This is a genomic window from Cognatundibacterium rivi (assembly GCF_018139565.1).
GTDB classification, from domain to species: Bacteria; Pseudomonadota; Gammaproteobacteria; order Burkholderiales; family Burkholderiaceae_D; genus Undibacterium; species Undibacterium rivi.
In genome coordinates, this window is sequence record NZ_JAGSPK010000007.1 from 1 (window position 1) to 12,969 (window position 12,969).

The 12,969-nt window shown below is 51.2% G+C and carries 14 protein-coding genes; 11 read left to right on the forward strand and 3 right to left on the reverse strand.

Going from position 1 to position 12,969, the window contains the following annotated elements:
- The coding region (locus KDM87_RS16540; RefSeq protein WP_212680239.1) for a hypothetical protein at positions 1-297 on the forward strand (297 nt) is incomplete at its 5' end.
- Positions 298-365: 68 nt separating this feature from the next.
- On the opposite strand, the gene KDM87_RS16545 is transcribed toward KDM87_RS16540, so the two are convergent.
- Positions 366-2,678, reverse strand: a complete 2,313-nt coding sequence (locus KDM87_RS16545; RefSeq protein WP_212680240.1) for an NADP-dependent malic enzyme — start codon at positions 2,676-2,678, stop codon at positions 366-368.
- Positions 2,679-2,952: 274 nt separating this feature from the next.
- On the opposite strand from KDM87_RS16545, the gene KDM87_RS16550 reads away from it, so the two are divergent.
- The 9 genes from KDM87_RS16550 to KDM87_RS16590 all read left to right on the forward strand — a co-directional run bounded on the left by KDM87_RS16550 (position 2,953) and on the right by KDM87_RS16590 (position 10,212).
- Entirely contained in the window at positions 2,953-3,435 is a 483-nt protein-coding gene (locus KDM87_RS16550; protein WP_212680241.1) for a rubrerythrin family protein, read from the forward strand.
- A gap of 92 nt (positions 3,436-3,527) precedes the next feature.
- Positions 3,528-3,692, forward strand: a complete 165-nt coding sequence (locus tag KDM87_RS16555) for a rubredoxin (RefSeq protein WP_212680242.1) — start codon at positions 3,528-3,530, stop codon at positions 3,690-3,692.
- A 1-nt stretch (position 3,693) separates the two neighbouring features.
- Complete coding sequence (locus tag KDM87_RS16560) at positions 3,694-4,896, forward strand: FAD-dependent oxidoreductase (RefSeq protein ID WP_212680243.1); 1,203 nt, start codon at positions 3,694-3,696, stop codon at positions 4,894-4,896.
- 396 nt (positions 4,897-5,292) lie between these two features.
- Positions 5,293-6,261, forward strand: a complete 969-nt coding sequence (gene thiL / locus KDM87_RS16565) for a thiamine-phosphate kinase (RefSeq protein WP_212680244.1) — start codon at positions 5,293-5,295, stop codon at positions 6,259-6,261.
- A complete protein-coding gene (locus KDM87_RS16570) occupies positions 6,258-6,791 on the forward strand; it encodes a phosphatidylglycerophosphatase A family protein (protein ID WP_230407839.1) in 534 nt (177 codons plus the stop codon). Before thiL ends, KDM87_RS16570 begins: the two co-directional genes overlap by 4 nt.
- A gap of 153 nt (positions 6,792-6,944) precedes the next feature.
- Positions 6,945-7,430, forward strand: a complete 486-nt coding sequence (locus tag KDM87_RS16575) for a CinA family protein (RefSeq protein ID WP_186885906.1) — start codon at positions 6,945-6,947, stop codon at positions 7,428-7,430.
- 1 nt (position 7,431) lies between these two features.
- Positions 7,432-8,151: a response regulator gene (locus KDM87_RS16580; RefSeq protein ID WP_230407840.1), complete on the forward strand. Its 720-nt coding sequence runs from the start codon at positions 7,432-7,434 to the stop codon at positions 8,149-8,151.
- Positions 8,152-8,180: 29 nt separating this feature from the next.
- A complete protein-coding gene (locus KDM87_RS16585) occupies positions 8,181-9,281 on the forward strand; it encodes an ATP-binding protein (protein ID WP_212680245.1) in 1,101 nt (366 codons plus the stop codon).
- Between the two features lie 199 nt (positions 9,282-9,480).
- Positions 9,481-10,212, forward strand: a complete 732-nt coding sequence (locus KDM87_RS16590) for an EF-hand domain-containing protein (RefSeq protein ID WP_212680246.1) — start codon at positions 9,481-9,483, stop codon at positions 10,210-10,212.
- A 79-nt stretch (positions 10,213-10,291) separates the two neighbouring features.
- On the opposite strand, the gene KDM87_RS16595 is transcribed toward KDM87_RS16590, so the two are convergent.
- A complete protein-coding gene (locus tag KDM87_RS16595; RefSeq protein ID WP_212680247.1) occupies positions 10,292-10,912 on the reverse strand; it encodes a flagellar basal body-associated FliL family protein in 621 nt (206 codons plus the stop codon).
- Positions 10,913-11,111: 199 nt separating this feature from the next.
- Between KDM87_RS16595 and KDM87_RS16600 the strand changes: the two genes are divergently transcribed.
- Positions 11,112-12,197: an acyltransferase family protein gene (locus tag KDM87_RS16600; protein WP_212680248.1), complete on the forward strand. Its 1,086-nt coding sequence runs from the start codon at positions 11,112-11,114 to the stop codon at positions 12,195-12,197.
- Between the two features lie 59 nt (positions 12,198-12,256).
- On the opposite strand, the gene KDM87_RS16605 is transcribed toward KDM87_RS16600, so the two are convergent.
- Positions 12,257-12,856 carry a lysophospholipid acyltransferase family protein gene (locus KDM87_RS16605; protein ID WP_212680249.1) on the reverse strand — a complete coding sequence of 200 codons (600 nt, stop codon included), beginning with the start codon at positions 12,854-12,856 and terminating at the stop codon, positions 12,257-12,259.
- Positions 12,857-12,969 lie beyond the last annotated feature (113 nt).

A 12,969-nucleotide genomic window follows, 5' to 3' on the forward strand; every position in this document is an offset into this window, starting at 1 on the left:
GAGAAACGAGATTATGAAGCACTTCGCATTCACTGTCAACTCCCTTCACCCTTTCGCTTCGCTTTTTCTTCTCAGCTTCCGCATTTTGTTGTGCGGACACCAATCGGATCACTTGGCATGACTTCGGTTGTTGACTATGCTTGCTGCATTTTTAACTGCAGCGCTTCACTTTCTACCCCCGCTTCTCAGCGGGAGCCGAACTATAGCAAAACCACTCCGCATTCGCAAGAAACCACGAAAATTATTTTAATGAATATTCAAATCACTGCGGCAGAGACGTTCGATGCAAATCAATGATCGCAGATAAAAAAATAACCCTGCGTTCTTTCGAACGCAGGGTTATCTTCAGATCAGTGTGAGATTAATCAGCGTTGAGCAAGTGCATCAACCACACACAAGGCCGTCATATTAACGATACGACGGACTGTTGCTGATGGCGTCAGGATATGCACTGGTTTTGCGCAGCCCAATAAGATAGGGCCAATCGCGACGTTATTGCCGGCGGTGATTTTCATCAGGTTATAGGCGATGTTAGCAGCATCGATATTCGGCATCACCAGCAAATTCGCATCGCCCTTCAAAGTCGAATTCGGCATCATTTTTTTGCGATATGCGGAGTCCAAAGCGGTGTCGCCATGCATTTCACCGTCAATTTCCAGGTCTGGTGCCTGACGCTGAATAATTTCCAGCGCCGCACGCATTTTTTGTGCAGACTCACTATTACTGGAACCAAAATTAGAATGTGATAACAGGGCTGCCTTTGGTAATAAACCGAAACGGCGCATTTCTTCAGCTGCAAGCAGAGTGATTTCCGCAATTTGTTCGGCGGTTGGATTCTCATTCACATGCGTGTCGACCAGAACCAGCTGGCGATCCGGCAAGACCAGCACATTCATTGCCGCATTGACCTTCACATTACTGCGCTTACCAAGAACCTGATTGATGTAATTCAGGTGCAGGCCAGTGCTGCCGAACGTGCCGCAAATCATACCGTCAGCATCACCTTTATGGATCATCATCGATCCGATTAATGTGTGGCGACGGCGCATTTCCAGTTTGGCATATTGCTCTGTCACGCCTTTACGGCATGTCATCTCATGGTATGTCTTGGAATATTCGCGGTAGCGCGGATCAAATTCAGGATTGATCACCTCGAAATCGACACCAGGGCGAATGCGCAGGCCAAATTTCTCGACACGCTGCTCCAGAATATGTGGGCGCCCCACCAGAATCGGCGTTGCCAGCTTCTCATCAACGACGACCTGAACAGCACGCAATACGCGCTCTTCTTCGCCTTCCGGATAAACAATCCGTTTGCGATCTGCAGGTGCCTTTTTCGCCAGCTGGAACAAAGGCTTCATGAAGGTGCCGCTGTGGTAGACGAATTGCTGCAACTTCTCAACATACGCCTGCATGTCTTTGATCGGACGCGCTGCCACGCCGCACTCTTCCGCAGCCTTTGCAACTGCCGGTGCGATCTTGATCATCAGGCGCGGATCAAATGGCTTAGGAATCAGGTATTCCGGACCGAAAGACAAGTTGCTGATGCCATACGCTGAAGCAACGACATCAGACTGTTCCGCCTGCGCCAGCTCTGCAATCGCATGCACCACCGCAATTTCCATTTCACGCGTAATCGTCGTGGCACCGCAATCCAGCGCACCACGGAAAATATAAGGGAAACATAAAACGTTGTTAACCTGATTCGGGAAGTCAGAGCGTCCGGTTGCCATCACCGCATCATCACGCACCGCTTTGACTTCTTCCGGCAGAATTTCCGGGGTCGGATTTGCCAGTGCCAGAATCAGCGGCTTATCAGCCATCATTCTGACCATATCCTGTTTCAGCACACCGCCAGCGGACAGGCCGAGGAAAATATCCGCACCTTCAATGACTTCTTTCAGGCTGCGGGCAGAAGTTTCCTGCGCAAAACGTTCCTTATCCGGATCCATCAACTCAGCACGGCCTTTATAAACCACGCCAGCAAGATCGGTCACATAAATGTTTTCAATCGGGAAGCCGAGATCAACGATCAGATCCAGACAAGCCAACGCCGCAGCGCCAGCACCGGAAACCACCAGCTTCGCATTTTTGATGTCTTTTCCGACGACTTTTAATCCGTTCAGAATCGCAGCGCCGACAATAATCGCCGTGCCGTGCTGATCGTCATGGAAGACCGGAATCTTCATGCGTTCACGTAATTTGCGCTCAATGTAAAAACACTCTGGCGCTTTAATGTCTTCCAGATTAATGCCGCCGAAGGTTGGCTCCAGAGAAGCGATGATGTCAACCAGCTTATCTGGGTCAGGTTCATTGATTTCAATATCGAACACATCAATGCCGGCAAATTTCTTGAACAGAACACCCTTGCCTTCCATCACTGGCTTCGATGCCAGCGGGCCGATATTGCCGAGACCAAGCACTGCCGTACCGTTGGTAATCACACCGACCAGATTGCCGCGTGCGGTGTACTTAAATGCCGCAGTAGGATCAGCAACGATTTCCTCGCACGGAGATGCCACACCAGGGGAATACGCTAACGCCAGATCGCGTTGATTTGTCAATTGTTTGGTTGGCGTCACACTGATTTTACCCGGCGTCGGGAACTCATGATATTCCAGTGCGGCCTGGCGCAACTGCTGACGTATTTGCTCTTTTTGATCTGATGACGAATCCATGTGGGGCTGCCTCTTTCTATTTTTACTTACTCAAAACTTACGATTAGCCTGTGATTCTAGCAGAGGGAACCCTCTAACTTCATACGTATTTACACGACTTTTATCTTTTTCAGAGAGCAACTTAGATAAAAATCGATCAAATCACTCGCCGTAAAATAGCTTAAACCTATTCATCAAATAAAAACAATTAATTTTACAAATCAATTATCAATATCTATCATTGCACCATGTTTGATAGAAAACGTTTTAGACAACGATCACCAAGGAGAATCACATGAGCACCCAGGCAAATCCATCCATCACTATTCAAAACCTCGAATCTGCGTTTGCAGGCGAATCCATGGCGCACATTAAATATCGCTATTTTGCCAAGCTGGCACGTGAAGCCGGCGCTGAAGATATCGCGCAAGCATTTGAGGCGACCGCAGATCAGGAAGTGATGCACGCGTTCGGCCACCTCGATCTGTTGTATCCGAAGGCGCAACTGACACCACAACGGGCGTTAGAAATCGCGATTGAAGGAGAAACCTATGAATACACAGAAATGTATCCAAAATTCCGCCACCTCGCCGTGGAAGAAGGCAATCACGCTGCTGTCGCCGAGTACGATGAGCAAATCGCAGAATCTAAGGAACATGCTGAAAACTTTAAGCGGACTTTAGAGATAGCAGCCAAACGTTTTGCTGCGCTGGCAAAAGTCGAAGAGCGTCATGCGAACCACTATCGCGCTGTGCTAGAAGCCAGCAAAGCATCCTGAAGCAGCGGTGCAACGGACATTCCGGCGATGCCGCTCTATCAATGCGGCATCGCTGACAACATCAAAAAACAAGCAAAAAATCTGAGGACAATATGAAAACTTATCAATGTATCGTATGCGGTTTTATCTATGACGAAGCACAGGGCTTGCCGGAAGAAGGCATCCCTGCAGGCACACGCTGGGATGACATTCCAGCCGACTGGGAATGCCCGGACTGCGGCGTCGCCAAAGCCGATTTTGACATGGTGGAAATCTGATATGAAGCCCGTCGCCATCATCGGTTCCGGTCTGGCGGGCTACACCGTGGCCCGCGAATTCCGCAAGCTGGACAAAACCACACCTGTGCTGATCATCACTGGCGATGATGGCGGCTTTTACTCCAAGCCCATGTTGTCGAACGCGTTTGCACAAGGCAAAACCGCGAGCCATCTGCGCAGCCAAACGGCAGATCAGATGGCAGCGCAAATCAATGCCACCATCCTGACCAGAACACAGGTCCGTGGAATCGACACGGCCAAGCAAACGGTTCACACCAGCGCAGGGGAATTTGAATTCAGTCAACTGGTGCTGGCGGTTGGCGCGCAGGCGATACGTCTGCCGTTCGCAGGCAACGCCACCGATCAGGTGTTATCGGTAAATACGCTGGATGACTATGCAGTCTTACGTGACAGACTCAGCGCTGCCGGCGCATCTGCTCGCGTAGCCATCATCGGCGCCGGTCTGATCGGCTGCGAATTTGCCGACGATTTGCATACCGGAGGCCATCAGGTCACTCTGATCGATCCTAATCCTGCACCGCTGGCGGCACTCGCGCCACCGGCGATTTCAGCGGGATTACAAACGGCACTGCAAACGCGGCAGGTGCAGTTCCGGCTGGGCACCACCAGCAGCAGTATCGATCGCACCGAGACCGGCTTGCGGATCACGCTGGCCAACGGCGAACATCTTGACGTCGATGTGATCTTGTCGGCAGTAGGCTTGCGTGCCGATATCCGGCTTGCACAGGAAGCGCATCTGCAAACCGAACGCGGCATCCTCGTGGATCAGTTCGGGCAGACCAGCGTCAAAGGCATTTATGCGCTGGGCGATTGCGCACAATATGCGCAAGCTGATGGCAACAGCATCACGCTGCCGTATGTCGCACCGATCATGGCGGCGGCGCGCGCGATTGCGCAAAGTCTGGCAGGAACGCCGACCCCGATCGCCTTTCAAGCAGCACCCGTCCTGGTGAAAACGCCGAGTTATCCGATTGCGCTGGTGTCGCCGACGCTGGCCGTGATGAAGCGCGGGCAATGGGAAAACGAGCAGAGCGACAATCATCCGGAAGTGTCGCCCAGTATCTGCCGCTTTATCGACAATGATGGTGTCATGCGCGGCTTCGCGGTCGCTCCACAGGAAGCGAAAATCCGGAATGCATTATTAAACGAACTGGGCACAGTAAAGACCGCAGCGATTGCCTGAAAACGCGCATACCGGTGCGTGCAACATGGGTAAAAAGCGTCTCTAAAGGCCATTTGGGCGTTAAATATACTCCCCCCAGTATTTTTTAACGCCCTTTATTTATAAGGACATAAGCGTGTTTTTCTCACATACTCCCCATTTTTCTTAAAAACGACGGGTAAAAGAGGGAAACGTGGGATGCCAACACAACGCAGAAACCTTGCTCCCATCGGTATTCAATGACCTGCCATCGCTGGTGCGGGTTACTGACGTGTTGAAGGCGCATTGAAGGCGTGTTGAAGGCGCATTGAAGGCGACTTGTACGCTGACAGAGTCTCCATTCGGCGCTCGACAAATCCTGCGTCACGGTCGCGTCAGGAGTGTCGCGCCGCCGTCATCCTTGGGTACAATGCGCGCATGCTCTCAGAATTTGACTTAATCAAGCGCTATTTTGCGCACCATTCCGCACCGGACGCCGTGCTCGCACTGGGGGTCGGCGATGACTGCGCCTTACTCAATCCCACGCCCGGTATGCAAATCGCCATTTCCAGTGACATGCTGGTCTCCGGCCGGCATTTCTTTCCCGACGCCGATCCGTTTCTGCTGGGACACAAATGTCTGGCGGTGAATCTTTCGGATCTGGCAGCGATGGGTGCCAAACCAATCGGATTTACGCTGGCTTTTTCCCTGCCCGAAGCCAATCCAGCATGGCTGGAACAATTTGCACGTGGCTTGCTGACGCTGGCAGACGCGCACCAATGTCGTCTGATCGGTGGCGATACCACCAAAGGCCCGCTGAATATCTGCATCACGATTTTTGGCGAACTGCCGAAAAACAGCGCGCTGCGACGCGATGCGGCAAAGAGCGGCGACGATATCTGGGTCTCAGGCACGCTGGGAGACGCGCGTCTGGCATTGGCTGCGTACTGGAAAGAAGTGACGCTCAGTGAATCAGATCACCAACGCGCAGCGCAGCGCATGCATCAGCCGACGCCCCGCATCGCACTCGGCATGGCCTTGCGCGGCATTGCGCATGCGGCTCTCGATATTTCTGACGGACTCGCAGGCGATCTCGGCCATATACTCGAACGCTCAAGCCTTGGTGCCACGCTGTTTGTCGATCAGTTACCCGCCGGGCCAATTTTGCAGCAACAAAGTCAGGCATTACGCCGCCAGTTCACGCTGACAGGTGGCGATGATTACGAGTTGTGCTTTACTGCGCCAGCCTCACGTCGGGCCGACATCATTGCCGCCGGACACGCAAGCGATACGCCAGTCACCCGCATCGGCCAGATTGAAGCGGCCGCGGGTTTGCGTCTGATCGATGATCAGCAGCAACCCGTTTGCATGACACTCCACTCCTTTGATCATTTCAGCACACCATGAATACGTCAGATACGCCAGACCTGCACCCGCAAACAATCATCACCCGCCCCGGCTGGCGTTTCATGCTGAGTCACCCAGCGCATATTCTGGCGCAGGGTTTTGGCAGCGGCTTATCGCCAGCCGTGCCGGGCACGATGGGCACGCTGTTCGGCTGGCTCAGCTTTAATGTACTGAGTCAGCGCTGGCCGGAAATTTTTACAACCGTGGGCTGGGCGTGGATCATTGTCATCGGTTTTCTGATCGGCATCTGGGCTTGTAAAGTCACAGGAAAAAATCTCGGTGTCGCTGATCATGGCAGCATGGTGTGGGATGAAATCATCGCGATCTGGGCGGTGCTGTTATTTGTGCTGCCAGCAGATGCCCGCACGCAAACCTGGGCATTTCTGATTTTTCGCTTTTTTGATATGGTCAAACCACCACCGATCCGCTATTTCGACCGGCGTTTCAAAGGTGGATTCGGCGTCATGTGGGACGATATCGTCGCCGCCTTTTTCACGTTGCTGGTGTTGGCACTCTGGCGCGCATGGTGACGCCGGTCTTGGCCGGCACCTTGCCGGCTCTGAGCGACATTGATGTCTGACCCATGTCATAGATCATACCGGCGTCTTCACTTTCTGCCTTACATGGTGGTAAAGTAAGTCTGACTTTACAGTCGCCAACAAAAACCAGACGGGAGACCCACCATGCAAAACGCACTTGAACTTGCAGCACAAATCGGCACCGAACTGAAAGAAAAACGGCTGTTACTGACGGTGGCCGAATCCTGTACCGGCGGCGGCGTGGCGCAGGCGATCACTGAAATCGCAGGCTCGTCGGACTGGTTTGACTGCGGCTTCGTTACCTATTCCAATTCGTCCAAATCTGAATTATTAAATATCCCGGCGGCGCTGATTGCCCGGCATGGCGCGGTCAGCGAAGAAATCGCCGCAGCCATGGCCGAAGGTGCGATCGCCAATTCAGAAGGCAATGTGTCCTTATCCACCACCGGCATTGCTGGTCCGACTGGCGCCGTTCCCGGCAAACCTATCGGCACAGTCTGCTTCGGCTGGGTCGTCGGCGGCGTCACACATACCGAGCGACTGATATTTACCGGCGACCGCCACGCAGTACGCGAACAAACAGTCGCTCACGCACTGGCGAAGCTGCTGCGTTACTTACAGGAGTTATAAGTTGTCTTTCACCAGCGCCAGAATCCGTGCCTTACTCGTCGACGACGATGCTGAAATCGGCATCTTGCTATGCAAATATCTGGAAAAATTTGATATTCACTGCACCGCTGTCGGCGATGGCAGCGGTATGCGTGAAGCCTTGTCGCGCCACACTTTTGATGTGGTTTTATTAGATCTGATGCTGCCCGGCGAAGACGGCCTGAGTCTACTACGTCATGTGCGCAACAAGAGCAACATCCCGGTCATCATGCTGACGGCACGCGGGGAATCGTCCGATAAAATTCTTGGTCTGGAACTAGGTGCGGATGACTATGTCGTCAAACCATTCGATACCCGCGAGCTGGTCGCCCGCATGCAAAGTGTGATCCGCCGTGCGCAAACGGAAGCGAAAAATCAGCAACTCGCTTCTGAAAATGAAATTCACTTTCAGGGCTGGAAACTGCACTGCCCAAGCCGGCAATTACTCAGCCCGCAGAAACTGGTCGTTCCCTTATCCAATTCAGAATATAAATTGTTGCGGGCATTTCTTGCCCATCCCAAACAAATACTGACACGTGATCAGTTACTCGAACTGGCAATCGGCAAATCCAGCAATTCGGTTGATCGCAGCATTGATCTGATGGTGTCACGTCTGCGCCAAAAACTGAACGATGATCCGCGCCAGCCTTCGCTGTTAGAAACTGTGCGTGGTGAAGGCTATGTCTTCAGCGCCAGCCTGTAATCAAGACGATGCAAAAATTATGGCAAAAAATGCGGCAAAAAATAAGCCGGGTATTTGCCGACACGATTTTTAATCGCTTGTTCGGCCTCGCATTTGCCGCCGTCTTCGTCAGTCATGCTGCTACATTCGTATTACTTTTCGTATTCCTCAGAGATGCATCGCATCCACCGCCGCCGGAGCTACACCGACCGGGATCTGAAGCGGGCTATTCAAGCACTCACCCGCCACAATTCGGTGCGCGACCTCCGTCACCACATCGCAGATCCGCTATTGATGGCCCTTTATCCGGCTTACTGATCAGCATGAGTCTGCAATTGCTGCTGCTGGCGATAGGTGCATGGATCAGTTCGCGTACACTCGCCAGACCGATACAGAATCTGGCCGCAGCGGCAAGCACATTAGGCGATCAGCAAATTGTTCCAGTACCTGAAACGGGGCCACTGGAAGTCAGGCAGGCTGCGGTCATTTTTAATCAGATGCAATATCGGATACATCAGCAAATGGAAGAACGGGCACGTTTTCTGGCGGCGGTATCACATGATTTGCGCACGCCTTTAACGCGGATGAAATTACGCATAGATCAGACCGAAGCCACTGCCACCAACGGCAAGTTATTGCAGGACATCGATGAGATGCGCCACATGCTCGATGCAACGCTGGACTATTTACGCGGCAGCAGTGAATCTATGCAATATCTGGATATCCAGTCCATGCTGGAAGCCATCGTCGATAATATGCGCGATGAAGGGAAAAGCGTGCGCATCGAAGGTCATTTGCAGCCGGTCTATGCGATGCCGAATGAATTACAACGCAGCATCATTAATCTGCTGGAAAACGCGATTTTTTATGGCGGCAGCACGCAGATTCAGTTACAGGATGCAGCGGATGTCGCGCTGATTCGCATCAGTGACGAAGGCCCGGGCATTCCTGAATCAGAACTGACAAAAGTATTCGATCCGTTTTATCGCATCGCTGGAGCACGCAATAAAAACAGTGGCGGCGTGGGTCTGGGCTTAAGTATTGCGCAGGAAATTATTCGTCAACATCATGGCGTACTGACTCTCACTAACAATCCCAACGGGATCGGCCTTACCGCTGAAATCCGCCTGCCCCGCGCAGTCGCGACTTAGCCATTCAGGTACGAAGAAAGTCAGGTGTCTGCGCACCGCTGTTGTATGTCATACCTGATACAAAGTTGACATAAACGAGCAAAATCAACGAGAGACAATAAACACAGTCACACGTTTTGTCTGAGCTTGTCTGTGCTAATCTGCCCGTGCAATCTCATTCATTTCCCTTACTGATTTTTTCTTCGTACAGGAGACCACGATGAGCAGTATTTCCGGTATTTCGTCCACATCGGCCTATTCAGGCAGTGTCAGCAGCGTCAAGCGGCAACGCCCTGATCCGGCGCAGATGGCAGAACAGGCGTTTTCCAAGCTCGATACCAAAGGTCAGGGCTATCTTGAAGTCAGTGATCTGGAATCCGCATTCAGCAACATCGCCAGCGCATCCAGCAGCACGTCAGGTAGCGATGCGACATCGACTGCCAGCGATTTATTTAAAAAACTTGATGCTGATAGTGACGGCAAAGTAACCAAAGACGAGTTTTCCAGTGGTTTAAAAAAACTGGCGGACGATCTGGAAAGCCAATTCAACCAGAGCCGCACTTCCGGCGTGGGACAAGACAGAGGTGCACCGCCTCCGCCACCACCGTCCGGCACATCTGAGACATCAGGAAACAGCACTGGCGCCGTCAGTTCTGGCAGCACCACAGCCAGCAGCAGCGCGACAAACTCGACCAGTGACACAACCGCAAGCAAAACGTATGAAGCTGCCGATACCAATCAGGATGGCAAGGTCACACAAAAAGAAGAGGAAGCGTATTTGCTGAAACTGCTGGAGGCGAAAGCGGCTGCCAGTGGCGACAAAGGCACGCAACAAGCCGGTGCTGCAAACAATAATAGCGAAGCAACACTGTTCAAAAAAGCGATACAACTGTTGCAGGCATATAGTTCACCATCTGAATCGAATTCTCAGAGTATTTCTGTCAGCGTCTGAAGAAATTTCATGCGCATAAAAAAAGTGACTTCGATGAAGTCACTTTTTTTTATTCCCGGAACAGCATACTGATCTATGCCTAATGATTTTGCATCAGCAATTCATTGATCAGTACTGAATCGATTTTATCTGTCGCCAGGCTCTGATTCAGCTCTGAACGTAACATTTCCCGGACGCGTTCAAAACCTTCTTCGGAATGCAGATCTTCAGGATTTATTTTAGCGACCACAATCGGAAAAATATCGGACAAGGCTTTTTTGTTCGTCGCCAGCCAATCACGGTTTTTAGTCTGTACTTGTATTGTGACCTGAAGGCGGATCACTTGCCCGTCAACGTTGACGACTGTTTTTGGCAGCGCCAGATAACTTGGTGTAGTTTCATCTTTGGCGATCACTTTGATGTAAAAAACAGCGGAAAAAATAACGACAAAACTACATAAAGCAATAATCGCCGCATACAACGCAAAATTATCTTTCTTTTGTTTTTTGCTATGCGTGAGCACTGGCTTGGCCGGCGTCGCACGGGTCTGTGTTTTCGGTGCAGAGCGCACAGCAGCAGGCGCTTTCGGCACGGCGTCAGATGGCAAATCAAATTTCAAATCCGCCAATTCAGCATCCACCGCTTTCAAGGCCTTACCGTCGACGTCTTCAAAGTCTAGTTGTGCACTTAATAAGCTGGCTTTAGATGGATTGGTCGCCATTGTTATTAACCCGTAAATGATTTTTTCTGAGCCGATATTGTAATGCAGCGCATAATTTCCAAGTGGAAACATTTTCATCTATGCGAAAATCTTCGCTACCTCAACGGAACCCGATTCTACTTTCGTTACAAACTAAGCGTCTATAGTAGACCCGCTTTTCGTTTAAGATGACGTGTTTTTTACGTATTCCTCCGCAGCAATGTCCTCTTCACTTACTTCCGGTAGAAATATCTCATTCGACAATATCAAAGCCATATTGATATTTTTAGTTGTCTTTGGTCATTTCGTCGAATTACATATTGCTCAGGATGCATTTCTGCGCCCCATCTGGATCTTCGCGTATGCATTTCACATGCCTATGTTTGCGTTGGTATCCGGGATATTCTCCAAAGCGACTCTCGATGAAAAACAATCAGTACATCTGATACGAAATATTGTAGCGCCGCTGCTGGGCTTTGAGCTGATTTACGAGGCCACGGAATATTTGATTCGCGGTTCCTTCAGCGTTTATGCGGGGCTGATCGCGCCCTACTGGATGCTTTGGTATCTGATGAGTTTGTTGTGCTGGCGCTTGTTACTGCCGTTATTTGCGCGCTTACAATTCCCCCTCATTCTGTCTCTGGGATTGGCGCTCGTCACCAGTTACTCTGAGCATCTGGGTTATCTGCTGAGCGGCGCGCGTACGCTGTTCTTTTTCCCGTTTTTTATTTTAGGCTGGAAACTCGGCGCTGATGTTTTCGTATCGAAAGGGCGTGACTGGCGCGTAATCTGTATCGCGTCGGTGATTGCCATTGCTGGCAGTATTATGTGTTTCCTGCTCCCCACCGAATTCGATTATCGCTGGCTCTATGGCAGTTTTTCGTTGCACAGACTGGAAATGGCTCATCTGAGCGGCTCTATGTACCAACTGCTGCAATATGCTGTATCGACGCTATTAGGATTAAGCATCCTGTATTTACTGAGTCTCAGAGACTGGGGATTGGCACGCGTGGGGCAACGATCAATGTACGTATTTCTGTGGCACGGAATGGCTCTGATCGCTCTACATCAACTGGGCATACTGAATCGTATTTTTCAAATGGGCGATACTGCGCGCTTGTTGATTTCACTTGCTTCAAGCGCCGTTATTGTGTACCTGGGCTCCCATCGCTATTGTGAGAAATTCACGCAGAAATGTATTCTGAGCCCCTTGAGTTGGCTATTGGTACGCCAGATACGCACTCCGAATCCAACGCCGGAAATCACTGTACAGCAAGTGAAAGACGTACCGCTGACACAAAAATAACCGACAAGAGCCGCATGTCCGGTATCTTCGGAGCGGACATGCGCGGAAAGCGAAGCTAATTACTTGGTCTGGATATGGTCGGCACTGAATTGCTTTGGATTTTTCCCCTGAATTCCACTGTAAAACGCTTTGATCTCTTCCATATCCGCCGCAATATCACCTGTCGGCATGAACATGCGCCCGATTCCTCCGGCCTTTCTGCCAAAGTCCAGATATCCCAACGCAATCGGTACGCCGGCACCCAGCGCGATGTAATAGAAACCTGTTTTCCAGTGCGTGACTTTGCCACGGGTACCTTCGGGCGGCACGATGACAGTCAGACGCTCATTAGCGTGGAAAGCATCCACAGTTCCCTGTACGAGATTGCCAGCCGCACTGCGGTTCACAGCAATGCCACCTAACCAGCGCATCACCACACGAATTACCGGTGGAAACAGGCTGGATTTTCCCATCCAGTAGACACGCAACCGTAAAGCAAAACACACCATTAAAGTGACGGGGAAATCCCAGTTACTGGTGTGGGGTGCGGCAATCAGCACGTATTTCTTTTCGGTGGGTGTTTGCCCTTCAACACGCCATCCGGTCAGACGTAATGCCACGATGGAAATCCAACGCATCAATGTGTTAATTACAGGTGTTTCAAAAATAGTTAAGTGCATGCCGCAAGTCTTTGATATCAAATGATAAATTTGCCCGAAAGCCGGGCGACCCGGCATTATATTGAGATCTGCGAAAAGCAGAAACTATTTCTTCTTGCGGGCTGATCAATCAC